The following is a 26,741-nucleotide window of genomic DNA, read 5'->3' on the forward strand; positions in this document are numbered from 1 at the left end:
GTGTGACTAGCCCGCGCGACCACCGAACCGCGCAGCGCATTCCGTACGCCGAGGCGTCCCGGGTGCTGCTACGCGATTCGATTTTGGACGGCATGCGCGAACTTCTTCTGACCCGCGACTGGTCGTCGATCACGCTGTCCGATGTAGCGAAGGCCGCAGGTATCAGTCGCCAGACGATCTACAACGAGTTCGGGTCGCGGCAGGGCCTGGCGCAGGGTTACGCGCTGCGGCTCGCCGACCGGCTGGTGGATCAGATCGAAGACGCGATCGACGGCAACGTCGGCGATATCTATGCCGCGTTTCTGCAGGGCTTCCGCGACTTCTTCGCCGAATCGGCGGCCGACCCGCTGGTGATCTCACTGTTGACGGGCACCACGAAGCCCGACCTGCTGCAGCTGATCACCACCGACTCCGCGCCGATCATCACGCGCTGTTCGGCGCGGTTGACCGAGTCCTTCATGAATAGCTGGGTGCGCGCCAGCGAAGAGGATTCCGGGGTGCTGGCCCGGGCCATCGTCAGGCTCGCGATGAGCTACGTCTCGATGCCGCCGGAGGCCGACCACGACGTCGCGCGGGACCTCGCTAGACTCATGACGCCGTTTGCCGAACGCTACGGTGTGATCGAGCAGCAGTAGCGGCGACGGCGCCCCGGCCAACCAAGCCTAATATGTAACAAAGCTAAGTAATGCGACGCGCCCACGAAGGGGATTAAAGGATGACGACGGCTCCAACTGTTTCTGGGCAGCGGCTGACCGCCGATGTTCGCAATGGCATCGACTTCAAGGTCGCCGACCTGTCCCTTGCCGAGTTCGGCCGCAAGGAGATCCGGTTGGCCGAGCACGAGATGCCCGGACTGATGGCGCTGCGGCGGGAGAACGCCGATGTGCTGCCGCTCAAGGGCGCCCGGATCTCGGGTTCGCTGCACATGACCGTGCAGACCGCGGTGCTGATCGAGACCCTCGTCGCGCTTGGCGCAGAGGTTCGCTGGGCGTCGTGCAACATCTTCTCCACCCAGGACCACGCGGCTGCGGCCGTCGTCGTCGGCCCGCACGGCACGCCGGAGGAGCCCAAGGGCACCCCGGTGTTCGCATGGAAGGGCGAGACGCTCGAGGAGTACTGGTGGGCTGCCGAGCAGATGCTCACCTGGCCGGGCGACCCGGCCAACATGATCCTCGACGACGGCGGCGACGCCACCATGATGGTGCTGCGCGGCGCACAGTACGAGAAGGCGGGCGTGGTGCCGCCGGCCGAGGACGACGACCCGACCGAGTGGAAGGTCTTCCTTGGCGTTCTTCGTGAGCGCTTCGAGACCGACAAGACCAAGTGGTCGAAGATCGCCGAGTCGGTCAAGGGCGTCACCGAGGAGACCACCACCGGTGTGCTGCGCCTCTACCAGTTCGAGGCCGCCGGCGAGCTGCCGTTCCCGGCGATCAACGTCAACGACTCGGTGACGAAGAGCAAGTTCGACAACAAGTACGGCACCCGGCACTCGCTGATCGACGGCATCAACCGCGGCACCGACGTGCTGATCGGCGGCAAGAAGGTGCTGATCTGTGGCTACGGCGACGTGGGCAAGGGCTGCGCCGAGTCGCTGGCCGGCCAGGGCGCGCGGGTGGCCGTCACCGAGATCGACCCGATCAATGCGCTGCAGGCGCTGATGGACGGCTTCGACGTGGTGACCGTCGAGCAGGGCATCAGTGAGGCCGACATTGTCATCACCGCGACCGGCAATAAGGACATCATCACGCTGGCCCACATGCAGTCGATGAAGGACCAGGCCATTCTCGGCAACATTGGTCACTTCGACGACGAGATTCAGATTGCGGCACTTGAACGTTCGGGCGCCAAGCGCCTCAACATCAAGCCGCAGGTTGACCTGTGGACGTTCGATAGCGGCAAGTCGATCATCGTGCTTTCCGAGGGTCGGTTGCTGAACCTGGGCAATGCGACGGGCCACCCGTCGTTCGTGATGAGCAACAGTTTCTCCAACCAGGTGATCGCACAGATCGAGCTGTGGACCAAGAACGACGAGTACGACAACGCGGTGTACCGGCTTGCCAAGCACCTCGATGAGAAGGTGGCGCGCATCCACGTCGAGGCGCTCGGCGGCACGTTGACCAAGCTCACCAAGGAGCAGGCGGAGTACATCAACGTCGACGTCGAGGGCCCGTACAAGCCCGAGCACTACCGCTACTGAGCCGGCGGCAAGCAGAATCGCTTGCTCCGGCAAATCGCTGACCTAACCGGGGCAAGCGGCTATAGTCTTGAGGCAAACACGAAGTGGGGATTTTCGACCGCGGCAGTCCGACTGGAAGGCAAAGCCATAGTGAACAGAATTCGTCTCGGAGTCGGCGCTGCGGCGATCGCCATCGTGGGGAATCTCGCGATCGGGACGGGCACGGCACATGCGTTTCCGAACGTCGAGGGTGGTTTGTGGAAGGACGCGCAGAAGACTCTGACCGACGCTGGCTACACCGTCAAGATCGCTGGCCGGGTCGGAGATAAGACGTCGGACGACAAGTGCGTCGTCGACCACGCTCAGGAAGGTAGCAAGGTGGACGGCTTCGGGAAGTCCCAAGGCAAGATCGCCGAGGTCTTCCTGAACTGCTACGCCAATGTCGCGTCTCCCAATTCACCCGGGTACTCGGCAGGGTCCGTTCCGGGGAGAGCCGTTCTTCAGGCAGAGCAGGACGCGCAGCAAAAAGCAGCCGCGCAACAGGCAGCCGGAGGATAGGCGGCGGTTCCGAATAGGTTCCCCGATAACCCTCGCTCTTCGGGGCAACGTCCGCGCAACGGCGAGATCTGATGTCGCCTTCGTCAACGGCACGATGAATCCTGTTGAGGCAGGCGCGTTTTCAGAAGAGCGCTTCGCCAACTGGCTGCGGGTCGCTGATCCCGACGCCGACTCCATCGAACTCGTCGCAGATCTCGAGTCCAATTCGTCGGAAAACACGGCAGTTTGGTGCAGGCCCCAAAGAACGCCGCCGTCCTGGTGCCGACGATTAACGCCAATGCCCCGCTAGTTGTCGCGACGATCGCTGGGCTCGGAGCGGCTGTTGAACTTCTAGAGGTCGTTTGTCACGGGTTGGGCGGCGCGCCGCAGCGGTCCTTGATATCGACGAGTGGTTGTCTGATGTTGGTCAGGTCCGCCTTCACATCGGGATGAGAGTTCAAGTAGGCCTTGGTCTTTGCCGCCACCTGCTCACGCGCGAGACCTTCGAGGCTGGTGAAGAAATAGTTCACGTCGGGGTGACCGAATAAGTATGCCGACGTCGACGCCGAAACACCCGCCCGCACTCCTTCGAGATCGGCGGCACTGCAGTTCGGCGGGTTGGCGGCGGGGTCCTGATCGGCTTGGGCGAGCGGGCTGGCACCCAACAGCGCCCCACTGATCCCCGCGCCGGTGCACGCGGCGATGACGAGGCGAGACAACATCATGGCTCACAGTTTGCACACAAGCTGTGTGTCGCCGCGTGGATTGCAAGCGGTTCCACAGCAGACTGGGCTTGCGTCCACAGCAACGCGACGTTACCGGGAGAGCCCTGTGCCCGCGTTAGGCTGCCCGCGTGCTCATCGTCATCGAGGGTGTCGACGGCGCCGGCAAGCGCACGCTCACCAGCGGGCTGCGCGCGACGTTCGAAGCCGCGCACAAATCCGTCGCGACACTGGCGTTCCCCCGCTACGGCCATTCAGTGGAAGCCGACCTCGCGGCCGAAGCGCTGCACGGCGAGCACGGCGACCTCTCGCAGTCGGTCTACGCGATGGCTGTGCTGTTCGCCCTCGACCGCTGCGGTGCCCGCGACGAGATCGGGCACCTCAACGCCGCCTACGACGTCGTGATCCTCGACCGCTACGTCGCATCCAACGCCGCCTACAGCGCCGCGCGCCTGCACCAACCCGCCGACGGCGAGGTCGTCGAATGGGTTCGCGCCCTCGAATACGAGCGGTTGCACCTGCCGAAGCCCGACTGGCAGGTGCTGCTTGACGTACCCACCGAACTGGCCGCCGAGCGCGCCGAGCGCCGCGCCAACGAAGAGGCCGACCGCGCCAAGGACTCCTACGAGCGCGACGACCGACTGCAGCGCCGCACCGGCGAGGTCTACTCCGGACTGGCAGCCGCGCAGTGGTGCGGACGCTGGCTGGTCGCCGGACCCGACGTGAACGCCGCCACGCTCGCCGCAGAGCTGGCTCAATAGCCGACTCGCGGGTGTGCTAGCAGCGTTTTATCGCAATCTGGTGCCACCATGGACACCATGAGGCAAAGGATTCTGGTTGTCGATGACGACCCGTCGCTGGCCGAGATGCTCACCATCGTCTTGCGCGGCGAAGGTTTCGACACCGCGGTCATCGGCGACGGCACGCAGGCTCTCACGGCGGTCCGCGAGCTGCGGCCCGATCTGGTGTTGCTTGACCTGATGCTGCCGGGCATGAACGGCATCGACGTATGCCGCGTTCTGCGCGCCGACTCCGGTGTGCCGATCGTCATGCTGACAGCCAAGACCGACACCGTCGACGTGGTGCTCGGCCTCGAGTCGGGCGCCGACGACTACGTGATGAAGCCTTTCAAGCCCAAGGAACTTGTCGCGCGAGTGCGAGCCCGGCTGCGCCGCAACGAGGACGAGCCCGCCGAGATGCTCTCGATCGCCGACATCGACATCGACGTGCCCGCCCACAAGGTCACCCGGCAAGGTGAGCAGATTTCCCTGACACCGCTGGAGTTCGACCTGTTGGTGGCGTTGGCGCGCAAACCACGGCAGGTGTTTACTCGTGATGTGCTGCTCGAACAGGTGTGGGGATACCGGCACCCCGCCGACACCCGTTTGGTAAACGTGCATGTCCAACGTTTGCGGGCCAAGGTTGAGAAAGACCCGGAGAACCCGCAGGTGGTCCTGACCGTTCGAGGAGTGGGATACAAGGCCGGACCCCCGTGAGATTCACCGCTCGGCGGTGGCCGTGATCTTCAGCTCGAGGCGGCGCATCCATCGGCGTTCAGCACCACTTTTACGCGGATTCGGTGCGCTGAGTCGAGCGATGGGTCTGGCGTGGAAACGCTCCCTGCAATTGCGGGTAGTGGTGTTGACGCTGGGGCTGTCGCTCGCTGTCATTTTGGTGCTCGGTTTCGTGCTGACCAGCCAGATCACCGATCGCATCCTCGAGGTCAAGGTCCGCGCCGCCACCGAAGAGATCGAGCGCGCCCGCAACACGGTCGGCGGCATCGTGGGCGGTGAAGAAACCCGCTCCCTCGATAGCAGCCTGCAGCTGGCGCGCAACACCCTGATCGACCGCAAGGCCGACACCGGCGCGGGCCTCGCAGGCACGTTCGACGCGGTTCTGGTGGTTCCCGGCGACGGGCCTCGCGCGGCAACGGCGGCGGGCCCGGTGCAGCAGGTGCCCAACGCGCTACGCGACTTCGTCAAGGCGGGGCAGGTCAGCTACCAGTACGCGACCGTGCACACCGACGGATTCTCCGGCCCCGCTTTGATCATCGGCAGCCCGACATCCTCGCCCGTCGCGAATCTCGAGCTGTACCTGATCTTTCCGCTGAACAACGAGGAATCCACCATCGCGCTTGTCCGCGGCACGATGCTGACCGGCGGCGTGGTGCTACTCGGTCTGCTGGCCGCGATCGCGCTGCTGGTGGCCCGTCAGATCGTGTTGCCCGTGCGGTCGGCGTCGCGGATCGCCGAACGCTTCGCCGAGGGCCACCTCACCGAGCGCATGCCCGTGCGCGGTGAGGACGACATGGCGCGGCTGGCGGTGTCGTTCAACGACATGGCTGAAAGCCTGCACCGCCAGATCACCCAGCTCGAGGAGTTCGGCAACCTGCAGCGCAGGTTCACCTCCGACGTCAGCCATGAGCTGCGCACTCCGCTGACGACCGTGCGCATGGCCGCCGACCTGATCTACGACCACAGCGAGGACCTGGATCCCGCGCTGCGGCGCTCGACCGAGTTGATGGTCAACGAGCTCGACCGCTTCGAAACGCTTCTGAACGATCTGCTCGAAATCTCGCGCCACGACGCCGGTGTCGCCGAGCTTTCGGTCGAGTCAGTCGATCTGCGGTCGACGGTGCAGAGCGCGCTGGACAACGTCGGCCACCTTGCACAGGACGCCGACATCGAACTGATCGAAGACATGCCCGCAGAAGAGGTGATCGCCGAGGTCGACCCGCGGCGGGTCGAGCGAATCCTGCGCAATCTGATCGCCAACGCCATCGACCACGCCGAGCACAAGCCGGTGCGGATCCGGATGGCCGCCGACGAGGACACCGTCGCAGTCACCGTTCGTGACTACGGCGTAGGGCTGCGGCCCGGCGAGGAGAAGCTGGTGTTCTCCCGGTTCTGGCGTTCAGATCCTTCGCGGGTGCGGCGCTCCGGCGGCACCGGCCTCGGCCTGGCGATCAGCATCGAGGACGCCCGGCTGCACCAGGGTCGGCTCGAAGCGTGGGGCGAACCGGGCAAGGGCGCCTGCTTCCGGCTCACGCTGCCGCTGGTGCGCGGCCACAAGGTGACGACGAGCCCGCTGCCGATGAAACCCATTGGGCCAGAACGCGCTCCGCGACGCACCCGCGACCGTGAACCCGCGACGGAGAACGCGTGAAACGCGTCCTGACGGCACTGTTGCTGCTGGCGTTCGTTCTGGCGGGCTGTGCCGGGGTGCCGAGTTCGTCCGCGCCGCAGGCCATCGGTACCGTCGACCGCCCCGCACCTCCGAGCCTGCCCAAGCCGACCGCGGGCATGGACCCCGACATCCTGCTGCGTGAATTCCTCAAGGCGACAGCCGATCCCGCCAACCGCCATCTCGCGGCGCGGCAGTTCCTCACCGAATCCGCTTCGCGCTCATGGGACGATGCCGGTAGCGCGCTACTGATCGACAACGTCGTATTCGTCGAAACCCGTGGCCCCGAACGGGTTTCGGTCAGTATGCGCGCCGACATCCTCGGCTCGCTTTCGGATGTTGGCGTGTTCGAGACGGGTGAGGGTGCGCTGCCCGATCCCGGTCCGATCGAACTGGTCAAGACGCCGGGCGGATGGCGCATCGACCGGCTGCCGAACGGCGTTTTTCTTGACTGGCAACAGTTTCAGTCGACCTACAAGCGCAACACGCTCTACTTCGCCGACCCGACCGGGCACACCGTCGTACCCGACCCCCGCTACGTCGCGGTGTCCGATTCCGACCAACTGGCCACCGAAATGGTCAGCAAGCTGATCGCCGGCCCGCGGCCGGAGATGAGCAACACCGTGCGAAACCTGCTCGGTCCTCCGCTCAAGTTGCGTGGCCCGGTGACCCGCGCCGATGGCGGCAAGACCGGTGTGGGCCGAGGCTACGGCGGCGCCCGCGTCGACCTGGAAAACCTGTCGACGACAGATCCGCACAGCAGGCAATTGCTTGCGGCACAGATCATTTGGACGCTCGCGCGGGCCGGGATCAACGGGCCGTACGTGATCAATGCCGACGGCGCGGCGCTGGACGACCGCTTCGCCGACGGCTGGAATACCTCCGACGTCGCGGCCACTGATCCCGGCGCGGCCGATGGCGCTGCTGCCGGGCTGCACGCGTTGGTCGGCGGATCGCTGGTGTCCTTGGATGGGCAGCGGGCCAATCGGGTGGCCGGACAGTTCGGCCAGATGCCCGGCCAGACCGCAGCCGCAGTTTCCCGCACCGGGCAAGAAGTGGCATCGATCGTGACGCTGCGGCCAGGCGCGCCCGACATGGCGTCCTCGTTGTGGGTCGGCCCGCTGAACGGCAATGCGACACAGGCGATGGAAGGCCGCACCCTGTCGCGGCCGAGTTGGGCGCTCGACGACGCGATCTTTGTGGTGGTCGACGGCATCAACGTGGTGCGCGCGATTCAGGACGCGTCGGGACAGCCCGCCCGCATCCCCGTCGACTCCAGCGTGGTGTCGATGCGTTTCCCCGGTGTGATCGCCGAACTTCAGCTTTCCCGCGACGGAACCCGCGCCGCAATGGTCATCGAGGGACAGGTGATTCTCGCGGCTGTTGAACAGACGGCAGGCGGCGGCTACGCGCTGACGTATCCGCGGCGGCTGGGCTTCGGGCTCGGCAATACGGCGGTCTCGCTGGCCTGGCGCACCGGCGACGACATCGTCGTGAGCCGCACCGACCCCCAGCACCCGGTCTCCTATGTCAACCTCGACGGCGTGAATTCCGACGGCCCGAGCCGCAACCTGCTGATGCCGGTGACCACCGTCGCCGCTAACCCGTCCACGGTCTATGTCGCCGACGAGCGTGGCGTGCTTCAACTGTCCGGCTCCGCGGCGGACAACGATCCGGCGTGGGCCGAGGTGCGGCCGCTGATGATGCCCGACGCGCTGCCGGTGCTACCGGGTTAGTTCCAACGTTTCGCTAAATCGCGCTGAACCTTCCGCTCGCATCGCCCGTTGTGCAGACAAAACACCGCTAGAGGTGTTTGCTCAACAGCCAGGAGGGGATGATGAAAATCCGCGGTCCGATACTGACTCTCGGAGCCGTCGCGGTGCTCGCTGCCGGCATATTGCTGGTCAACATTTCCAAGCAGGAGTCGGCGCCGCCGGCCAATCCGTACAGCCAGTCCACCACCGCCGCAGCGTCTCCAGTGGCTCCGCCCCCAGCGCCGGCCACACCGCCGCCGGCGGCGTTCCCGGCCAAGGCCGATTACGTCGGCAAGATCCCGACGGCCAACGGCACGATCACGGTGGAGATCACGGTCGATGGCGACAAGGCCATCGCCTACGCGTGCGACGGCAGCACCGTCGAGTCGTGGCTGCGGGGCAGTGCCGTCAACGGCGCTGTGAGCCTTGCGAGCAAGGACAAGACGAGCAGACTCGAAGGCCACCTCGAAGGTAGTGCAATCATCGGCACGCTGTGGATCGGCGAAAAGAAGTGGGACTTCAACGCGCCCGTCGCGCAACCCCCCGCCGGGCTGTATGTCTACGAGAACGCCGGCGTGCGCAACAGTTGGATTGTCGACTCGAGCGGCGGAGTGACCGGTGTGCAGCGGCGCGAAGACAATTCAACCGCACCCGCACCGAAGCTAACCACCGACGGCATCGCCAACATCGACGGGATCGAGGTCAAGGCGATAAGGGTTGAGGGAGGCAGCAATGTCTGACGCCGAGGCGCCGACTACGGCGGTTCCTGCGAGGTCGTCGGGGTTCCCGGTACTGATTGCCGTTGGGCTCGGCGCGCTCGTTGCCGTCGGGCTCGGTGTGTTCGGGAAAGTCCATGAGCCGCAGTACTTTTCGATCAACCTGGCCGGCTTCTCCAGCGGACTTGCCGTCAAGACTTGGCTAGCGACGCTCGCCGTGGTGTTGGGACTATTTCAGTTAGCGTCCGCATTCGCGATGTACCGGCTGATCCCTGGTGGAAAGGCGCCGTCGTGGATCGGCACTGCACATGTGTGGTCGGGGCGACTGGCGGTGCTGGTTAGTGTTCCTGTTGCCGTGCACTGCTTGTACGCCTTGGGTTTTGAGGGATACGACAACCGGGTGTTGTTCCATTCGCTGTTTGGATGCTTCTTTTACGGCGCATTCGTCACGAAGATGATCTTGCTCACCCGCAAAGGCCTTCGGGGATGGGTGATTCCAGTCGCCGGCGGCCTTGTGTTTTTTGGCCTGGTTTACGTCTGGCTGACGTCAGCACTGTGGTTCTTCGACACCAACGGCATCAAGTTCTAACGGAAAGGTTGTAGATGAGCATCGGAGAGTTCCCCATCTCGCGGCAGAAGGTGCTACTCGGCGCTGGTCTAGGTCTAGTAACGGCGATCGTCGCCGCGTGTAGCACCTACGGCAAGAAGACCGAAGCGGCAAGCGAATCCGCCACGACGACGGCCGCGCCCGCGCCGTCGGCATCGGGTGGTTCCGGCGCACCCGCAGGGAAGGTCATCGCCAAGACAGCCGATGTGCCGGTGGGCTCGGGCGTGATCGTCAACGAGGTGGTGGTGACCCAACCGACTGCGGGTGTGTTCAAGGGATTCTCGTCCACCTGCACGCACAAGGGCTGCACGGTGGACAAGATCGCGGACGGCACGATCGATTGCCCGTGCCACGGCAGCAAGTTCAATCTTGACGGCACAGTGGCCAAGGGGCCGGCGGACAAGCCGCTCCCGGCGGAGAACATCAGCGTGCAGGGAGACTCGATCGTTTTGGGCTGACCTCGCCGAGTGTGGAGTTGATACACACGAAACGGCGAAAAGACGTGACACAAGCCCACACTCGACGGCGATGTCGGACCCCGCCGCCACACTTCGGACATGCTCGACCTCGTCTTGCCGCTCGAGTGCGGCGGCTGCGGGGCCCCATCGACGCGATGGTGCCCCGTCTGCGCCCAGGACCTTGCCGTCAAGCCTGACCAGCCCCACCTGATCACCCCGCGCGTCGATCCCGGCGTGCCCGTCCTCTCGCTCGGTCGCTACGCAGGCCCGCGCCGCGACGCCATCGTCGCGGTCAAGGAGCATGGCCGCTCCGACCTTGTCGCTCCGCTGGCTCACGCGCTTGAACAAGGCATCGATCGCTTGCTCGCCTGGGGCGTCATCGACACACCACTGACCGTCGTCCCTGCACCCACCCGGCGTACGTCGGCCCGCCGCCGCGGCGGCGATCCCGTCACTCGCATTGCTCAGGCGGCCATCAAGCCACAATCCGGTCTCCACGTCATCCAGGCCCTGCGGTTTCGGGGTTTCGTCCGCGACTCCGTCGGCCTGTCCGGCGCGGATAGGCAGCGCAACATCGCGGGCCGGGTAAAGCTGATCAAGCCCTTGAAGGGAGCTGTACTCGTCGTCGACGACATCGTGACCACCGGCGCCACTGCGTCGGAATCGGTCCGCGTACTGCACGTCGCCGGTGCTCACGTGGCCGCGGTGCTTGCCTTTGCCAATGCCTGATGCGGCAGCCGACTTGGATTCACATCAACCCTGTGTGAAGAACTGAAAACGGGTCCGCGAATTTACTGGCACTACCGGGTGAACACGATTACCGTCGGCAACAACCACCCGTGAATGCCTCACGGCGGCGCTCAACCCGAAGCGCCAGCATCGCCGACCAGCGGTAGGAGGTGAGTACTCGACACCTTGCGCCGGAGGGCGGAGCGACCTGCAGGCCCCCCGGCGCGTAATCCGAAACCCAAGCCGGGCACGCGAAGCGTGCGACTCCGTAGAGAAACGAGTTGCCAAGCATGTCAAGCCATTCCGTGGACTCAGACCGCACAACGATGGTGATCGAGGACGAGCCGCCCGAACCAACGCCCAACGCTGAGGTCGTCGTCAAGGGCCGCAACGTCGAGGTTCCCGACCACTTCCGCATCTATGTCTCAGAGAAACTGTCCCGACTGGAACGATTTGACCGCACCATCTACCTCTTCGACGTCGAACTAGACCATGAGCGCAACCGGCGCCAACGCAAGAACTGTCAACACGTAGAGATCACCGCGCGAGGCCGCGGACCTGTTGTGCGCGGCGAGGCCTGCGCCGACAGCTTCTATGCCGCCCTGGAATCTGCGGTCTGCAAGCTCGAGAGTCGGCTGCGCCGCCATAAGGACCGCCGCAAGATCCATTACGGGGATAAGAGGCCCGTCTCGCTGGCGGAAGCCACCAAGATAGAGCCCGACTCATTTCAGCCACCCGCCTCGCCCGCTGAGGAAAACCTGCAGGTCGACGGGGTAGCGCTCGATGATCACGAGCCCGGCCGCGTGGTGCGCACCAAGGAGCATCCGGCGACGCCTATGACCGTCGACGACGCACTTTCCCAGATGGAGCTCGTCGGCCACGACTTCTTCCTGTTCCACGACAAACAGAGCGACAAACCGTGCGTCGTGTACCGCAGGCACGCCTACGACTATGGATTGATCAGGCTCGCCTAGACGCTTTCCAGCGGCTTCGACCAGCAATTTCGACAGGTCACCTACGATGGACCTCGTCTGATTAGGACCGAGGTCCATCGAACCTATCGAGAAAATTGAGGAAATCGCGTGCTGGACAAGTTGCTCCGTCTCGGTGAAGGCCGCATGGTCAAGCGCCTCAAGGGGGTGGCTGACTATGTCAACACCCTGTCCGACGATGTGGAGAAGCTCTCCGACGCCGAGCTGCGGGCCAAGACCGACGAATTCAAGAAGCGCGTAGCCGACGGCATCGACCTCGACGAATTGCTGCCCGAGGCGTTCGCCGTCGCCCGTGAGGCGGCGTGGCGCGTCCTTGACCAACGGCATTTCGACGTCCAGGTGATGGGCGGCGCGGCCCTGCACTTCGGCAACGTCGCCGAGATGAAGACCGGTGAGGGCAAGACCCTGACCGCGGTGCTGCCGTCGTATCTCAACGCATTGAGCGGCAAGGGCGTGCACGTCGTCACGGTCAACGACTATCTGGCCAAACGTGACGCGGAGTGGATGGGCCGCGTGCACCGTTTCCTCGGGCTCAATGTCGGCGTGATCCTGTCGGGGCTCACTCCCGAAGAACGCAGGGCGTCGTATGCCGCCGACATCACCTACGGCACCAACAACGAGTTCGGCTTCGACTATCTGCGCGACAACATGGCGCACTCACTGGCCGACCTGGTGCAGCGCGGGCACAACTTCGCGATCGTCGACGAGGTCGACTCGATCCTGATCGACGAGGCCCGCACACCGCTGATCATCTCCGGGCCCGCCGACGGTTCGTCGAACTGGTACACCGAGTTCGCTCGGCTGGCCCCTTTGATGGAAAAGGACGTCCACTACGAGGTGGACCTGCGCAAGCGCACCATCGGCGTCCATGAGCTGGGTGTCGAGCTGGTCGAGGATCAGCTGGGCATCGAGAACCTCTATGAGGCGGCCAACTCGCCGCTGGTCAGCTACCTCAACAACGCCATCAAGGCCAAGGAGCTCTTCCAGCGCGACAAGGACTACATCGTCCGCGACGGCGAGGTGCTGATCGTCGACGAGTTCACCGGCCGCGTGCTGATCGGCCGCCGCTACAACGAAGGCATGCACCAGGCGATCGAGGCCAAGGAGCACGTCGAGATCAAGGCCGAGAACCAGACGCTGGCCACGATCACGCTGCAGAACTACTTCCGCCTCTACGAGAAGCTTTCCGGCATGACCGGCACCGCTCAGACCGAAGCCGCCGAGTTGCACGAGATCTACAAGCTCGGTGTGGTGAGCATTCCCACCAACAAGGCAATGATCCGCCAGGACCAGTCCGACCTGATCTACAAGACCGAAGAGGCCAAGTACATCGCGGTCGTCGACGACGTCTCCGAGCGGTATGAGAAGGGCCAGCCAGTCCTGATCGGCACCACCAGCGTCGAGCGTTCCGAGTATTTGTCGCGCCAGTTCCAGAAGCGGCGGATCCCGCACAACGTGCTCAACGCGAAGTACCACGAGCAGGAGGCGGGCATCATCGCCGAGGCCGGCCGGCTGGGTGCTATCACGGTGGCCACCAACATGGCCGGCCGCGGCACAGACATCGTGCTCGGCGTCAACGTCGACTTCCTCGCCGACAAGAAGCTGCGCGCCCAGGGCCTCGACCCGGTCGAGACGCCCGAAGAGTACGAGGCGGCCTGGCATCAGGTGCTGCCGCAAGCCAAGGCAGAGGCGGCCGAGGAGGCCAAGGACGTCATCGCGACGGGTGGCCTCTATGTGCTGGGCACCGAGCGCCACGAGTCGCGTCGCATCGACAACCAGCTGCGCGGTCGCTCGGGCCGCCAGGGCGATCCCGGCGAGTCGCGGTTCTACCTGTCGCTCGGCGACGAGTTGATGCGACGGTTCAACGGCGAGACGTTGGAGTCGCTGCTCAACCGGTTGAATCTGCCCGATGACGTGCCCATCGAAGCCAAGATGGTCACCCGAGCGATCAAGAGTGCTCAGACCCAGGTCGAGCAGCAAAACTTCGAGGTCCGCAAGAACGTCCTCAAGTACGACGAGGTGATGAACCAGCAGCGCAAGGTCATCTACGAGGAACGTCGCCTGATCCTCGAGGGGGAGAACCTCGCCGAGCAGGCCCACAAGATGCTGACCGACGTCATCACCGCCTACGTCAACGGCGCGACGGCCGAGGGCTACGCCGAAGACTGGGATCTCGAGCAGTTATGGACTGCGCTCAAGCAGCTCTACCCGGTTGGCATCGACCACCACGACCTGATCGACTCCGACGCGGTGGGCGAGCCCGGCGAGCTGACCCGTGAGGAATTGCTCGACGCGCTGATCGCGGACGGCGAGCGCGCGTACGCCGAGCGTGAGAAGCAGCTCGAGGAAATTGCCGGCGAGGGCGCCATGCGTCAGCTCGAGCGCAACGTGCTGCTCAATGTCCTTGACCGCAAGTGGCGTGAACACCTCTACGAGATGGACTATCTCAAGGAGGGCATCGGCCTGCGGGCGATGGCGCAGCGCGATCCGCTGGTCGAGTATCAGCGTGAGGGCTACGACATGTTCGTCGGCATGCTCGAGGGGCTCAAGGAAGAGTCGGTGGGCTTCCTGTTCAACGTCCAGGTGGAAGCCGCGCCCGCACCGACGGTCGCGCCGGTCGCCGCGCCGTCGGGGTTGGCACAGTTCGCCGCCGAGGCCGCCGCCAAGGCGCAGGACAGTGCTGTGGCCACCAAGGAGCGGCCAGCGGGCTTGCGCGCCAAGGGAATTGAAGACGCCGCGCCGCCGCTGACCTACTCGGGGCCGTCGGAAGACGGGTCGGCGCAGGTGCAACGCGACGGTGGCGGCAAGCCCGCCGCCCCGACGGGCGGCACCAGTCGACGTGAGCGGCGCGAGGCCGCACGTCAGCAAGCCAAGTCCGCCAAGGGCATGCGCAGGCGCTAGCTCAGTTCGAGGATCGTCGGGCGGAAGGTGCCCCCGCGCTCCTACCGCCCCCCGGCAAAACGCTAGCGGCCTCATCCCAGCTGCAAGGCAACAATTCGCCAGCGGCCGTCGCGGCATTCGATCCGCCCTGCGATGGCCCGGACCCGTTGGGCGCGAGTGTAGGTCGCGAACAGCTCACCGGCGTCGGTGTCGACCATGCGCACACGTGACCGCTGTAATGTCGCCGCGGCGGTCTGCGGCACTCGCGTCAACGCGGTGAGCGTGTCGATCAGTGCCGGCGCCACCAGCGGGCGCAGCTGTGCGATCGGCCTGCGCCGGTCGACCACCTCCAGCACGCGGCGCAGCGCCGCGTCGGCGAACACCACCGCAGCCCGGGGTGGCAACGGGTCGTGCGGCACCGGACGCGTCACCGGCCGATGGGCTCTGCTGGTGCGGCGGTGTAGCGCCGCGGGTGAGGGCGGCGGGCACGCCGTGATTCCGACGGCCGGCGGTTCGCAGTCGATGATCGGCATCGTCAACGACAGGGACGGAATCCGGGATGCGGTCATCGGTGCTCTCCAGCGTTCGGTGCGACAAGAAGGCATCTGCTGGAGAGTTGCAGACACGTCCATGATCCCACGAAGTCCCGACACCTGATGTCGCCGAATGCACCCGTGATGCGCGCACCCAGAACTGGCCGATAGCCTGCACGGGGGGCAATTGACATCGACGGAATCGCGAGGGGGGCTGCACCGGATGGTGACCAGGTTGTCGGCGTCAGACGCGTCGTTCTATCACCTGGAAGACACCGCAACCCCGATGTATGTCGGTACGCTGTCGATCCTGCGCAAACCGCGTAACGGGCTGAGCTACGACACCCTGCTGGCCACCGTCGAACAGCGGCTGCCGCAGATTCCGCGTTACCGGCAGAAGGTGCGCGAGGTGACGCTGGGTCTGGCCCGGCCCGTGTGGATCGACGACGGCGACTTCGACATCACCTATCACATACGGCGTTCGGCGCTGCCGTCCCCGGGCAGCGATGCGCAGCTTCACGAACTCATCGCGCGGCTTGGGTCGCGGCCCTTGGACAAGTCCCGGCCGCTGTGGGAGATGTATTTGATCGAGGGCCTGACCCGCAACCGCATTGCGATCTACACCAAGTCACACCAGGCGTTGGTGAACGGCATGACGGCGCTGGCCCTGGGCCACGTCATCGCGGACCCCACCCAGAAGCCGCCGGAGTTCGGCGAGGACATCTGGATCCCTGGCCGTGAGCCCAACGGCCGTCAACTTGTCCTCGGCGCTATCGGCGAGTGGATCACCCGGCCGGCCGAGCAGCTGGGCGCCGTGCGGTCGGCGGTGACGGAGGTGGCGACCAACGCCGGTCAGCTGGCCGAGGTCGGCAGGCGCGTCGTCGACGTCGCGCGCACCTTCGCACGCGGCACCGCCCCGAACAGTCCGTTGAACACCACCGTGTCGCGCAACCGACGCTTCGCGGTTGCCAGTCATCGGTTGGAGGACTACCGCACGGTGCGGTCGCGCTATGAATGCGATGTCAACGACATCGTGCTCGCGGTGGTCGCCGGCGCGTTACGGAACTGGCTGATGTCGCGCGGTGAGCCAGTCACGTCGACGACGACCGTGCGCGCGATGGCGCCGATGTCGGTCTATCCCGACGCCGATCTCGACACCGCCGGCCCCGGTCAGGCGATCAGCGAGGTGGCGCCGTTTCTCGTCGACCTGCCGGTGGGGGAGGGCAACGCTGTGGTGCGGCTGTCGCAGGTCTCACACGCCACCGAATCGCACCCGACCGCGGCCAGCCTTGTCGACGCCAGGACCATCGTCACATTGTCGGGCTTTGCGCCACCGACGTTGCACGCCATGGGAACTCGCGTCGCGACCAGTTTCTCCGCGCGACAGTTCAACCTGCTGATCACCAATGTGCCGGGCGCCCAGAAGCAGATGTACATCGCGGGCACCAAGCTGCTGGAGACCTATGCGGTGCCGCCGCTGTTGAGCAATCAGGTGCTCGCGATCGGAGTCACGTCCTACAACGGGACGCTTTACTTCGGCATCAACGCCGACCGCGACGCGATGAGCGACGTCGACGTCTTTCCCTCTTTGCTGCGGGAATCGCTCGACGAATTGCTGGAAGCCGCGCAGTAGCGGTTAACCTCCCCTCGTGCGTGTCTATGTCCCTGCCACGTTGGCGATGCTGCAGCAATTGGTCGCCGATCGGCTGCTGCACGCCCGCAGCGGGACGGCGTTCGCGCTGACTCCGGCGCTGCGTGAGGCTTACGCCGAAGGGGATGACGACGAGTTGTCCGACGTTGCGCTACGAGACGCGGCGCTTGCCTCACTGCGACTGCTGGCTGGCGAGGGCACGTCGGATCTGCCGCCGCGCAGAGCAGTGGTGGTCGCCGACGTCGAGGGCGTGACGACGCGTCCGGATCTCGACGACTCGGTGGTGCGGCTCTCGGGGCCGATCGCGTTTGACGACGTGATCGCCGCATACGTCGATAACGCCGACGCCGAGGCTGCGGTGGTGCCTGCGATCGAGGCGGTCGACGCCGCGGACCTGGGGGATGAGGACGCCGAGTTCGTCGTGGGCGACGCGCAAGACCACGATCTCGCCTGGTACGCGGCCCAAGAGCTGCCGTTCCTTCTCGAGCTGCTGTGATGGCGCTCCATTGGCTCAAGCGGCGAACCTACGGTACCGTAGGTTACGTCTCCCGGGCCGGTGCTTCCCGGATGGGGAGCGCAATCCTGAAACTGGGGCAGGAGCTTTCGTTGGGCAAAAAATACAGCAGCAGCAGGCCCGCCGCTGTCCTCACAGACACCGTGCGGCCCACCGTCGCAGGCGCCGGCAAGCATCGCGGCTGGGACGCGGCGCGCGCCCTCGCCGAGCGGATCACCACGCCGCTGCTGCCTGACGACTACTTGAAACTCGCGAACCCGTTGTGGTCGGCGCGTGAACTGCGTGGCCGGGTAATCGAAGTCCGCCGCGAAACCGAGGACTCCGCGACCCTGGTCATCAAGCCGGGGTGGGGTTTCTCCTTCGACTATCAGCCCGGCCAGTACATCGGGATCGGCGTATTGGTCGACGGTCGCTGGCGGTGGAGATCGTATTCGTTGACGTCGACCCCGGTGACCAGCGCGCGCATCATCACCATCACGGTCAAGGCCATGCCCGAGGGATTTCTGTCGACCCATCTGGTCGGCGGGCTGGCGCCGGGGACCGTCGTGCGACTGGCGGCGCCGCGAGGCGAATTCGTCATGCCCGATCCGGCTCCGGCCTCCGTACTGTTCATCACCGCCGGCTCCGGCATCACACCGGTGATGTCGATGCTGCGCACGCTGTCTCGTCGCGACCAGATCACCGACGTCGTCCATTTGCATTCGGCCCCAACGGAATCCGACGTGATGTTCGCTTCTGAGCTGGCCGAGCTCGCGCGCAGTCATGACGGCTACCAGATGCGGATGCGCTCGACGCGCGTCGACGGCCGCCTCGATCTGTCTCGGCTGGGCGAGGAGGTGCCCGACTGGCGTCAGCGGCAGACCTGGGCCTGCGGCCCCGAAGGCCTGCTCAACGCCGCGGAGCGGGTGTGGCAGGCCGCCGGCATAGCGGAGCGTCTGCATCTGGAGCGCTTCGCGGTGTCGAAGGCCGCGGGACATGGGCAGGGCGGCACGGTCGAGTTCGCGCGCAGCGGCAAGACGGTCACCGTAGACGCGGCGACGCCTCTGATGGATGCCGGTGAGAAGGTCGGCGTACAGATGCCGTTCGGCTGTCGAATGGGCATCTGCCAGTCATGTGTCGTGAGCCTTGTCGACGGGCACGTCCGCGATCTGCGGACGGGCGTTGAGCATGAGCCGGGGAGTCGGATCCAGACATGCATTTCCGCTGCATCTGGCGATTGTGTACTGGACGTTTAAGCTTTACTGACTGGTAACCTACGGACCCGTAGGTTACGGTAGCGTAGATACGAGAAGGGAGGCAGAACAATGGCAATCACGGACGTACCGGCATTCGCGCATCTGACCGAGGCCGACATCGAAAGCTTGGCAGTCGAGCTCGACGCAATCCGCCAGGACATCGAGGACTCCCGCGGCGAGCGCGACTCGCGATACATCCGCCGCACCATCGCCGCCCAACGCGCTCTCGAGGTGGCTGGCCGGCTCATCCTGGCCGCAAGCTCGCGCCGATCCGCCTGGTGGGCAGGCACTGCGACGCTGGGCGTGGCCAAGATCATCGAGAACATGGAGATCGGCCACAACGTCATGCACGGCCAGTGGGATTGGATGAACGATCCCGAGATTCACTCCACGACGTGGGAGTGGGACATGAGCGGGGCGTCCAAGCACTGGCGGTTCACCCACAACTTCATGCACCACAAGTACACCAACATCCTCGGCATGGACGACGATGTGGGCTACGGCCTGCTGCGTGTCACTCGCGACGACAAGTGGAAGCCGTTCAACCTCGGCAACCTGGTCTTCAACACCATGCTTGCGCTCGGGTTCGAGTGGGGCGTCGGGTTGCAGCATCTGGAGCTCGGCAGGATGTTCAAGGGCCGCGACGACCGCGACGCCACCATGCTGAGGCTGCGCGAGTTCTCGGCGAAGGCCGGCCGTCAGGTGTTCAAGGACTACGTCGCATACCCTGCACTGACGTCGCTGTCGCCTGGTGCAACGTACAAGTCGACGCTGAAGGCCAATGTGGTGGCCAACATCATTCGCAACGTCTGGTCCAACGCGGTGATCTTCTGCGGCCACTTCCCTGATGGCGCAGAGAAATTCACCAAGACCGACATGGCAGGTGAATCCAAGGGCGAGTGGTACCTGCGCCAGATGCTTGGCAGCGCGAACTTCCAGAACGGTCCGGCGCTGCGTTTCATGAGCGGCAACCTGTGCCATCAGATCGAGCATCACCTGTATCCGGATCTGCCGAGCAACCGGCTCTACGAGATCTCGCTGCGGGTGCGCGAGGTGTGCGACAAGTACGACCTGCCGTATACGACGGGCTCGTTCCTGGTTCAGTACGGCAAGACATGGCGAACGATCGCCAAGTTGTCAATGCCGGACAAGTACCTGCGTTATACATCCGACGATGCTCCCGAGACCCGCAGCGAGCGGATGTTCACGGAGCTGGAGCCGAGTCAGCGTCGTGGCCTCAAGTCGGCCATTGCCGCAGTTCGCGCACGCCGCCGCGAGAAGCGGGCGTTAGCGGCCTAGGTCGCCGAATGTGAAGCTATGCGCGAGATTTCGTCGAAATCTCGCGCATAAGCTCATGTTCGACGGTCGATCAGGTAGGCGTGCGGCGTAAATTCGATGCCGCCGGCGCTGGGTTCACGCGCCATGCCGGCGTACGGCGTCAGCCTGCGTCTTCTAATAGCAGCGCGACGGTGTCCGGCTGGCGCCGGTAGAACGTCGACGACACTTGCTCGCCGAACATCTCCTTGATTGTGCGTGGCTCGTCGCAGGGACTCGTCGGGGACATGAGTCACCGATTTGGGAGACACCTGCGGGATGTTCGCGCCGTCGTTGGGTGTGATGGCGGGTACCTGGCTCACCATCGTGGGCCTAGTTCCCCCAATCGGGGGACACGAGTTTCCACCGCCGAGACGGCCGATCACCGGACATACAGCGGGCGATGAGGCGGGCATTCTTGATTCATCGCCGGACCACACCGGCGCAGATACCGAAAAGCCCACTCACACAGGAGAATTCACAATGACCATCAACATCGCACGCACATTCGCACTGTCCGTTGTCTCGGCAGGCATCATCGGCGGCGCCGCCCTCGGTATGGCCGGCATGGCGAACGCCTCCACCTCCACGCAGCCGAGCGGCCCCGGCCACGTGTACACCCCGAGCGTCAAGGCTCACCCCGCACCCGATGCGATGCCGGGCTGGCACGGCAATCACGGCGCATGGCGCATCGAGCACTTCGAGCCCGGCTACCGCCCCTGAAATACCTACGAGCTGCTGAGGCCCTCCCATCCCCCCGGGAGGGCCTCAGTTTTGGGCGGCCTCCCGAAGCACTGCCAGCAATCGGCGCGCCGCGCCTACGCGCCCCGCGGCAGGCCCGGTCAGCGCGTCCAGCGCGCATTCCGGATCGGCGGGTGGCCCCATATGCCCGCACCCGCGTGGGCAGTCTTTGATCGCCTCCGACAGATCCGAGAACGCCAGCAACACGTCGTCGGGTTCGATGTGTGCAAGGCCGAACGACCGGATCCCTGGCGTGTCGACGACCCAGCCGCCAACGCTCAACGGCAGCGCCACCGACTGCGTGGAGGTGTGCCTGCCCCGGCCGATGTCGGTCACCTCGCCGGTCGCCCGATCAGCTTCCGGCACAAGACGATTCACCAGCGTTGACTTACCCACACCCGAATGGCCCAGCAGTACCGTCACCTTGTCTGTCAGCAGCGGCGCGACAGCGTCAAGCGGATCATCGCGGCCCGCAGTGGTGATGGTCAGATCGAGATCGGCGAAATGCGCGGCGAACGGTTCCGGCGGCGCCAGATCCGTCTTCGTCAGGCACAGGATCGGGTCGAGCCCACCGGCATACGCCGCAATGAGCGCCCGCTCGACAAGGCCGGTGCGCGGTGGCGGGTCGGCCAGCGCGACCACCATCAGCAGTTGATCGGCGTTGGCGACGACGACGCGTTCGGTTGGATCGGTGTCATCGGCGGTGCGCCGCAACACCGTTCGCCGGTCACCGCGGCGAACGATGCGCGCCAGCGTGTCGGGTCGTCCGGACAGATCGCCGACGATGTCGACGTCGTCGCCGACGACAATCGGAGTGCGGCCAAGTTCCCTGGCCCGCATCGCGGTGACGCGGCGGTCAGGGTCACCGCCCAGTGCGCACCCCCACCGGCCACGGTCAACAGCGACCACCATGGCTTCCTGCGCATCGGCGTGGTCGGGACGAGTCTTGGTTCGCGGCCGCGAGCCCCGGCCGGGTCGCACCCGGACATCGGACTCGTCGTACTCGCGAGGACTCAACCGCCCCCCAGCATGTCAGCCCACAACTGCGGGAAGTCCGGCAGCGTCTTGGCCGTCGTGCCAATGTCTTCCACCTCGACACCGGGCACCCGCAACCCCACGATGGCACCCGCGGTCGCCATTCGATGGTCGGCATACGACTGCCACACGCCGCTGTGCAACGGCTGTGCGGTGATGCGCAGGCCGTCGGGCGTTTCCTCGCATCGCCCGCCAAGCCGGTTGATTTCGGCGGACAATGCCGCGAGCCGATCGGTCTCGTGGCCGCGCAGATGCGCGATGCCGCTGAGCTGAGATACCGCGCCATCCGAGGCTAAGGCCGCAAGCGCTGCGACCGCGGGCGTCAGTTCGCCGACGTCGTGCAGATCGACGTCGAAGCCGCTGTAAGCCGGCGCGCCCTGCACCTCCAGATACGAATCGCCTTGATGCACAACGGCGCCCAGCTTCTCCAGGATCGCGAAGATGTCGTCGACGGGTTGGATGCTGGTCTGCGGCCAGCCGGCCACCCTGACGCTCCCGCCGCTGACCACAGCTGCGGCCAGGAACGGCACCGCGTTGGAGAGGTCGGGCTCAATGGTCCAGTGCCGCGCGGCAATTGGGCCGGACGTGATGTGCCAGCGGTTGGCCTGGGCGTCGTCGACGTTCACGCCTGCGTCGCGCAGCATCGACACCGTCATCGCGATATGTGGCGCCGAGGGCACCGATGCGCCGGTGTGCACGACGGTCAGCCCGTCGGTGAACGCCGCCCCGGACAACAGCAGACCGGAAACGAACTGCGACGAGGCGGATGCGTCGATCTCGACCGTCCCGCCTGCCACCCGTCCGGCTCCACGCACCGAGAACGGCAGGCCATCGCCGTCGATATCGACACCGAGGCCGCGAAGCGCGTCGAGCAGCGGCGCGATCGGGCGGGTCCGGGCCTGTTCGTCACCGTCGAACAGCACCGTCTGCGTGCTCAACGCCGCAATGGGCGGAAGGAAGCGCAGCACCGTGCCCGCCAGTCCACAGTCCACGCGGGCCTCCGGCTGCGGGCTGATCGCCCCGCTGACCGTCAGCTCGCCGGCCGCGCCATCGATGGCCACGCCAAGTGTCTGCAACGCGCCGATCATCAGATCGGTGTCGCGGCTGCGTAACGCGCCGCTCACGGTCGACGTCCCGTTTGGCGTCGCCAGCGCGGCGAGCACGAGCGCGCGGTTGGTGAGTGACTTGGAGCCGGGGATTGTCAGCGTGGCATGCACAGGGGTCGACGTCGACGGTGCCTGCCAGTTGCTCACGGCTACATCCTGCCCTGTCGGTTCCGCGTGCCACCATGGGATATATGTGTGGGCGATTCGCAGTAACCACCGATCCGGCGCTGTTGGCGGAAAAGATCAAGGCCATCGATGAAAGCACAGCGGCGACCAAGGAGAAGGACACGCCCGGGCCCAATTACAACGTCGCGCCGACGACCACGATCAGCACGGTCGTCAAGCGGCACACCGAACCGGACGACGAGTCGACGCGGCGGGTGCGGTTGATGCGGTGGGGTCTGGTGCCGCCGTGGGCCAAGACCACTGAGGACGGCGGTCCCGACACCAAGGGACCTCTGCTGATCAACGCGCGCTCGGAGAAAATCACCAGTTCACCCGCGTTCCGCAACTCCGCGAAGAACAAGCGCTGCCTGGTTCCGATGGACGGCTGGTACGAGTGGAAGCCCAATGGCGAGCTGGCGTCTGGGAAGAAGGCGCCGAAGACGCCGTACTACATGTACGGCAGCGACGGCGAGATGTTGTTCATGGCGGGCCTGTGGTCGACGTGGCGGCCCCGCGATAAATCGGGCGCGCCGTCTTCAGCATCGCCGCCGCTGCTGAGCTGCACCATCATCACCACCGATGCCGCAGGACCTCTGGCCGAGATCCACGACCGGATGCCGTTGACCATCAGCCGCGACGACTGGGACCGCTGGCTGGATCCCGACGCGCCCGTCGATGAGGGCCTGTTGCGCGGCCACGGCGATCTCGATCGCATCGCGATCCGCGAAGTGTCGCGGCTGGTCAACAGCATTCGGAACAACGGTCCCGAGCTGATCGAGCCGGCTGAGCAGGAGCCGGAGCAGGCGACGCTGCTGTAGCTCTACCGAGGATTTCTCGGTAGAGTTAGAGTATTTCTCGTGCCACGCCCGGCTGCCAGGACATCAGACGCCCGGCGTCGGCTGCTGCAAGTGGCGCGGCGCCGGTTCGCGGTCGAGGGTGCACTCGTGCCCACGCTCGACGAGGTTCGGCGCGAGGCCGGGGTCAGCGTCGGCGCCTTGTATCACCATTTCCCGGACAAGACCTCTCTCGCCGCCGCCGTCTACGCGCAATTGATGGCCGAGTATCAAGCGGGATTCGTCGCCATGCTGCGCGAGCAGGACACCGCCGAAGGCGGCATTCGCGGCGGCGTGGCATATCACCTGCGCTGGGTGTCCGGGCACCGCGGCGAGGCCAGGCTGATGCTCGGCGACCGGCTCGACAGTGCAGCGCTACAGGAATCCAATCGTGACTTCTTCGCCGCCGTCGGCGATTGGTGGCGTCCGCACCACACCTACGGGGCGCTGCGGCCGATGCGCGTCGGCGTCACGGCTGCGCTCTGGCTGGGGCCTGCGCAGGAGTACAGCCGCCATTGGGTGGCGGGGGGTGACACCAAGATGCCACGCGATGTGGTCGAGACGTTCGCGACAGCCGCATGGATGGTATTGCGCGCCAACGATATTGAGGAGCAGACGAAATGAATTCCATGTACCGCACCATCGTGGCGTCCGGAGACGACCCCGATGCGCCCGAACGCGTGCACGTCGAGCACCGCGGCGACCGGGCGGTCATCACGCTCGACGAATCCGACCGGCTCAATGTGCTGTCCGCCCCGCTGGTACGCCAACTGCGGCGGGCGCTCGAGGCCCTCGATGCCGACCACAACGTCCGCAGCATTGTGCTCACCGGCGCCGATCCCGGGTTCAGCGCGGGCGGTGACCTGAAGATGATGGAGGTGGCCATCGAATCGCTCGGCGAGCCGGAAGGCGTCGCCGATGTGTGGCGGTGGATCCGCCGCGAGTTCGGCGGCATCGCCAGGCTGATCGCGCGGTCGGACACCATCTTCATCGCAGCGCTCAACGGCGCGGCCGCCGGTGTCGGCCTGGCGTGGGCGCTGACCTGTGACCTCATCGTCGCCAGTGACCGCGCGGTGATCGTGCCCGCGTTCGGCCGCCTCGGCTTGATCCCCGAGGTCGGCACCAGCTGGGCGCTCACCCGCCGGCTGGGTTACCAGGGTGCGCTGGCTTATTACTTGCGCGGCGACCACATCGACGCCGATACCGCGCTTCGGCTCGGGCTCGTGCAGGAGGTCGTCGAACATGACCGCCTGCTGGCCGCCGCCGACGAATGGTGTTCGCGCATCGCCGATTTGCCGCCGCACGCGGTTGCGATGAGCAAGCCATTGCTGCGCGCCACCGCCGATGCCGATTGGAACGACGCGATTACTTTGGAGGAATTCGCCGAACCCGCCTGCTTCACCACCGCCGCATTTGCCGACAGCGTGCGCTCCATGCTGACGTAGGCACCGCCGTTCACATCGAGCCCAATTACCCGGTCAAACAATCGCAAATCAACACCCGGCTGCCCGAATCATCATTAACATAATCGCTCATGCTCACCACGCTGCGACGAGTCCTGAGCTTTGAGATGACGGTCGCCGAGTGGATCGGCACTGCGGCAATGCTCGCGGTGCCGTATCTGGCCATCGGAGTGCTATGGGCGCTCGTCAACTCTGGCGGCATCGCAGCGATCGTGTGGTGGCCCGCGCAGGTGGTGTCGACAGCATGCCTGGCATGAACCTCGCCGATTGCCGCATCAGCATCCGGCGGCGGACCGCGCGCTGGGATCCGGCCGCCGAGGTCAGCGCGGCCGAAGCCATGGACTTCTGGGCATTCGCCGCCGGCGCGGCCAACGTCGTCATGCAACTGTCGTGGCCGGAGGTGGGTTACGGCGTCGCCGAAAGCGAGGTGGATTCCGGCAACCTGCTCAAGCACCCGTGGAAGCGGGCAAGGACGACATTTCAGTATCTCGCCGTCGCAATCCTCGGCAGACCCGACGACCGGGCCGCATTCCAGGAGGCGGTCAACAGTGCCCACCGCCACGTCAAGTCCACTCCCGACAGTCCTGTGCGCTACAACGCCTTCGACCGCGAACTCCAGATGTGGGTCGCCGCATGCCTTTTCGTCGGTTTGGAGGACACCTATCAGCTGTTGCGCGGCGAGATGACCGCCGAACAGGCCGAACAGTTCTACCGATCGGCGTGGACGCTGGGCACCACGCTGCAGGTCACCGAGGACCAGTGGCCGCCGACCCGCGCGGAGTTCGACGCCTACTGGGTCGACGCATGCCGGCGCGTCGCGATCGACGACAACGTCCGCGGCTATCTGCAGAATCTACTGAATCTGCGAATGATCAATCCTGTTCTCGCACTGCCGTTTCGACCGCTGCTGAAGTTCCTCACGGTCGGCTTCCTGGCGCCGGTGTTCCGCGACGCCATGGGCGTGCAGTGGAGCGATTTCAAACAACGCCAGTTCGAATGGTTGTTCTTACTCGTCGCCTTCGTCAACCGGTTCTTGCCAGTCTTCATCCGCCAGGGCGGCAGTCACGTGCTATTGGCCGATGTGCGCCGGCGGGTTCGTGACCAACGAGCGCTGGTGTGACGTGCTGCGTCGATTGTTGAGCCGACGGGTCAGCGTCGAGGCGATGATCGAGTTCGCGTTGTGGATGGCCATTCCCTATGTCGTGATCGGCTTGGTGTTCGCCTTCTTCGGCGCCGAGCAAGTCGCGCTGATCGAGACGCAGCTGCAGACCCGGCTGCCGGCAGGCTCCGATATCGCGGCCTACGGGCTGACCGCATTCTTCTGGCCGGCCGAACTGTTCGGCGTCGATGTCTGCGTCGCCTAACCGAGACGAGTATGCGAATACCCACATCGGGGC

General features: G+C 65.4%; 29 protein-coding genes. 24 read left to right on the forward strand and 5 right to left on the reverse strand.

Features of this window, described 5'->3' with window-relative positions; genetic code table 11:
* Positions 1-2 precede the first annotated feature (2 nt).
* From alkX to MYCSM_RS06690, 3 genes are all read left to right on the forward strand, one after another.
* The gene (alkX, locus tag MYCSM_RS06680) at positions 3-635 is read left to right on the forward strand and encodes a TetR family transcriptional regulator AlkX (RefSeq protein WP_041313391.1); all 633 of its coding nucleotides are present in this window, start codon (positions 3-5) and stop codon (positions 633-635) included.
* Positions 636-715: 80 nt separating this feature from the next.
* Positions 716-2,197, forward strand: a complete 1,482-nt coding sequence (ahcY, locus tag MYCSM_RS06685; RefSeq protein ID WP_015305384.1) for an adenosylhomocysteinase — start codon at positions 716-718, stop codon at positions 2,195-2,197.
* A 129-nt stretch (positions 2,198-2,326) separates the two neighbouring features.
* The gene (locus MYCSM_RS06690) at positions 2,327-2,734 is read left to right on the forward strand and encodes a hypothetical protein (protein ID WP_015305385.1); all 408 of its coding nucleotides are present in this window, start codon (positions 2,327-2,329) and stop codon (positions 2,732-2,734) included.
* A 344-nt stretch (positions 2,735-3,078) separates the two neighbouring features.
* Here the strand turns inward: MYCSM_RS06690 and MYCSM_RS06695 are convergent, their stop codons facing one another.
* Positions 3,079-3,435, reverse strand: a complete 357-nt coding sequence (locus MYCSM_RS06695) for a heme-binding protein (RefSeq protein WP_015305386.1) — start codon at positions 3,433-3,435, stop codon at positions 3,079-3,081.
* A 131-nt stretch (positions 3,436-3,566) separates the two neighbouring features.
* Between MYCSM_RS06695 and MYCSM_RS06700 the strand changes: the two genes are divergently transcribed.
* From MYCSM_RS06700 to secA, 10 genes are all read left to right on the forward strand, one after another.
* Complete coding sequence (locus MYCSM_RS06700; RefSeq protein WP_015305387.1) at positions 3,567-4,196, forward strand: dTMP kinase; 630 nt, start codon at positions 3,567-3,569, stop codon at positions 4,194-4,196.
* Positions 4,197-4,244: 48 nt separating this feature from the next.
* Positions 4,245-4,931, forward strand: coding sequence for a two-component system response regulator MtrA (mtrA, locus tag MYCSM_RS06705; protein ID WP_011778995.1), 687 nt, complete (start codon positions 4,245-4,247; stop codon positions 4,929-4,931).
* Between the two features lie 22 nt (positions 4,932-4,953).
* Positions 4,954-6,600, forward strand: a complete 1,647-nt coding sequence (gene mtrB / locus MYCSM_RS06710; RefSeq protein ID WP_015305388.1) for an MtrAB system histidine kinase MtrB — start codon at positions 4,954-4,956, stop codon at positions 6,598-6,600.
* The gene (lpqB, locus tag MYCSM_RS06715) at positions 6,597-8,354 is read left to right on the forward strand and encodes an MtrAB system accessory lipoprotein LpqB (RefSeq protein WP_015305389.1); all 1,758 of its coding nucleotides are present in this window, start codon (positions 6,597-6,599) and stop codon (positions 8,352-8,354) included. Before mtrB ends, lpqB begins: the two co-directional genes overlap by 4 nt.
* Before the next feature lie 101 nt (positions 8,355-8,455).
* Positions 8,456-9,112: a hypothetical protein gene (locus tag MYCSM_RS06720; protein WP_015305390.1), complete on the forward strand. Its 657-nt coding sequence runs from the start codon at positions 8,456-8,458 to the stop codon at positions 9,110-9,112.
* The gene (locus MYCSM_RS06725) at positions 9,105-9,677 is read left to right on the forward strand and encodes a DUF6529 family protein (protein WP_015305391.1); all 573 of its coding nucleotides are present in this window, start codon (positions 9,105-9,107) and stop codon (positions 9,675-9,677) included. Before MYCSM_RS06720 ends, MYCSM_RS06725 begins: the two co-directional genes overlap by 8 nt.
* Positions 9,678-9,691: 14 nt before the next feature.
* Entirely contained in the window at positions 9,692-10,153 is a 462-nt protein-coding gene (locus MYCSM_RS06730; protein ID WP_015305392.1) for a QcrA and Rieske domain-containing protein, read from the forward strand.
* Positions 10,154-10,252: 99 nt separating this feature from the next.
* Positions 10,253-10,882: a ComF family protein gene (locus tag MYCSM_RS06735; RefSeq protein WP_015305393.1), complete on the forward strand. Its 630-nt coding sequence runs from the start codon at positions 10,253-10,255 to the stop codon at positions 10,880-10,882.
* A 326-nt stretch (positions 10,883-11,208) separates the two neighbouring features.
* Complete coding sequence (gene hpf, locus MYCSM_RS06740) at positions 11,209-11,856, forward strand: ribosome hibernation-promoting factor, HPF/YfiA family (protein ID WP_198345054.1); 648 nt, start codon at positions 11,209-11,211, stop codon at positions 11,854-11,856.
* Between the two features lie 108 nt (positions 11,857-11,964).
* Positions 11,965-14,775: a preprotein translocase subunit SecA gene (gene secA, locus MYCSM_RS06745; protein ID WP_015305395.1), complete on the forward strand. Its 2,811-nt coding sequence runs from the start codon at positions 11,965-11,967 to the stop codon at positions 14,773-14,775.
* A 71-nt stretch (positions 14,776-14,846) separates the two neighbouring features.
* Here secA and MYCSM_RS06750 read toward each other — a convergent pair whose 3' ends face one another.
* Positions 14,847-15,323, reverse strand: a complete 477-nt coding sequence (locus tag MYCSM_RS06750; RefSeq protein ID WP_015305396.1) for an Rv3235 family protein — start codon at positions 15,321-15,323, stop codon at positions 14,847-14,849.
* Positions 15,324-15,510: 187 nt separating this feature from the next.
* On the opposite strand from MYCSM_RS06750, the gene MYCSM_RS06755 reads away from it, so the two are divergent.
* The 4 genes from MYCSM_RS06755 to MYCSM_RS06770 all read left to right on the forward strand — a co-directional run bounded on the left by MYCSM_RS06755 (position 15,511) and on the right by MYCSM_RS06770 (position 19,986).
* On the forward strand, positions 15,511-16,920 hold the full coding sequence (locus MYCSM_RS06755) for a WS/DGAT/MGAT family O-acyltransferase (RefSeq protein ID WP_015305397.1): 1,410 nt from the start codon (positions 15,511-15,513) through the stop codon (positions 16,918-16,920).
* A gap of 16 nt (positions 16,921-16,936) precedes the next feature.
* Positions 16,937-17,434 (forward strand): DUF6912 family protein, encoded by a 498-nt coding sequence (locus MYCSM_RS06760; protein WP_015305398.1) that lies wholly within the window; start codon positions 16,937-16,939, stop codon positions 17,432-17,434.
* Between the two features lie 71 nt (positions 17,435-17,505).
* Positions 17,506-18,687: a ferredoxin reductase gene (locus tag MYCSM_RS06765; protein WP_083906246.1), complete on the forward strand. Its 1,182-nt coding sequence runs from the start codon at positions 17,506-17,508 to the stop codon at positions 18,685-18,687.
* A gap of 69 nt (positions 18,688-18,756) precedes the next feature.
* Positions 18,757-19,986, forward strand: coding sequence for a fatty acid desaturase family protein (locus MYCSM_RS06770; protein ID WP_015305400.1), 1,230 nt, complete (start codon positions 18,757-18,759; stop codon positions 19,984-19,986).
* A 139-nt stretch (positions 19,987-20,125) separates the two neighbouring features.
* Here the strand turns inward: MYCSM_RS06770 and MYCSM_RS38690 are convergent, their stop codons facing one another.
* On the reverse strand, positions 20,126-20,251 hold the full coding sequence (locus MYCSM_RS38690) for a hypothetical protein (protein ID WP_257720730.1): 126 nt from the start codon (positions 20,249-20,251) through the stop codon (positions 20,126-20,128).
* 233 nt (positions 20,252-20,484) lie between these two features.
* Here MYCSM_RS38690 and MYCSM_RS06775 point away from each other — a divergent pair, with 233 nt between their 5' ends.
* Entirely contained in the window at positions 20,485-20,724 is a 240-nt protein-coding gene (locus MYCSM_RS06775) for a hypothetical protein (RefSeq protein ID WP_015305401.1), read from the forward strand.
* Positions 20,725-20,769: 45 nt separating this feature from the next.
* Here MYCSM_RS06775 and rsgA read toward each other — a convergent pair whose 3' ends face one another.
* Together rsgA and aroA are read right to left on the reverse strand one after the other, a co-directional pair.
* Positions 20,770-21,759, reverse strand: a complete 990-nt coding sequence (gene rsgA, locus MYCSM_RS06780; RefSeq protein ID WP_015305402.1) for a ribosome small subunit-dependent GTPase A — start codon at positions 21,757-21,759, stop codon at positions 20,770-20,772.
* On the reverse strand, positions 21,756-23,030 hold the full coding sequence (gene aroA / locus MYCSM_RS06785; RefSeq protein ID WP_015305403.1) for a 3-phosphoshikimate 1-carboxyvinyltransferase: 1,275 nt from the start codon (positions 23,028-23,030) through the stop codon (positions 21,756-21,758). Before aroA ends, rsgA begins: the two co-directional genes overlap by 4 nt.
* Positions 23,031-23,074: 44 nt before the next feature.
* Between aroA and MYCSM_RS06790 the strand changes: the two genes are divergently transcribed.
* The 6 genes from MYCSM_RS06790 to MYCSM_RS06815 all read left to right on the forward strand — a co-directional run bounded on the left by MYCSM_RS06790 (position 23,075) and on the right by MYCSM_RS06815 (position 26,708).
* Positions 23,075-23,866 (forward strand): SOS response-associated peptidase, encoded by a 792-nt coding sequence (locus MYCSM_RS06790; protein WP_198345006.1) that lies wholly within the window; start codon positions 23,075-23,077, stop codon positions 23,864-23,866.
* Between the two features lie 39 nt (positions 23,867-23,905).
* Positions 23,906-24,505, forward strand: a complete 600-nt coding sequence (locus MYCSM_RS06795; RefSeq protein WP_015305405.1) for a TetR/AcrR family transcriptional regulator — start codon at positions 23,906-23,908, stop codon at positions 24,503-24,505.
* Positions 24,502-25,326, forward strand: a complete 825-nt coding sequence (locus MYCSM_RS06800) for an enoyl-CoA hydratase/isomerase family protein (protein ID WP_015305406.1) — start codon at positions 24,502-24,504, stop codon at positions 25,324-25,326. Before MYCSM_RS06795 ends, MYCSM_RS06800 begins: the two co-directional genes overlap by 4 nt.
* 89 nt (positions 25,327-25,415) lie before the next feature.
* Positions 25,416-25,601 carry a hypothetical protein gene (locus MYCSM_RS06805; protein ID WP_015305407.1) on the forward strand — a complete coding sequence of 62 codons (186 nt, stop codon included), beginning with the start codon at positions 25,416-25,418 and terminating at the stop codon, positions 25,599-25,601.
* The gene (locus tag MYCSM_RS06810) at positions 25,598-26,464 is read left to right on the forward strand and encodes an oxygenase MpaB family protein (protein ID WP_041311449.1); all 867 of its coding nucleotides are present in this window, start codon (positions 25,598-25,600) and stop codon (positions 26,462-26,464) included. Before MYCSM_RS06805 ends, MYCSM_RS06810 begins: the two co-directional genes overlap by 4 nt.
* Positions 26,424-26,708, forward strand: a complete 285-nt coding sequence (locus MYCSM_RS06815) for a hypothetical protein (protein WP_015305409.1) — start codon at positions 26,424-26,426, stop codon at positions 26,706-26,708. The genes MYCSM_RS06810 and MYCSM_RS06815 overlap by 41 nt, the downstream gene beginning before the upstream one ends.
* The last annotated feature ends 33 nt before the right edge of the window (positions 26,709-26,741 follow it).

Origin of the sequence: Mycobacterium sp. JS623, assembly GCF_000328565.1 — a bacterium.
Lineage (GTDB): Bacteria > Actinomycetota > Actinomycetes > Mycobacteriales > Mycobacteriaceae > Mycobacterium.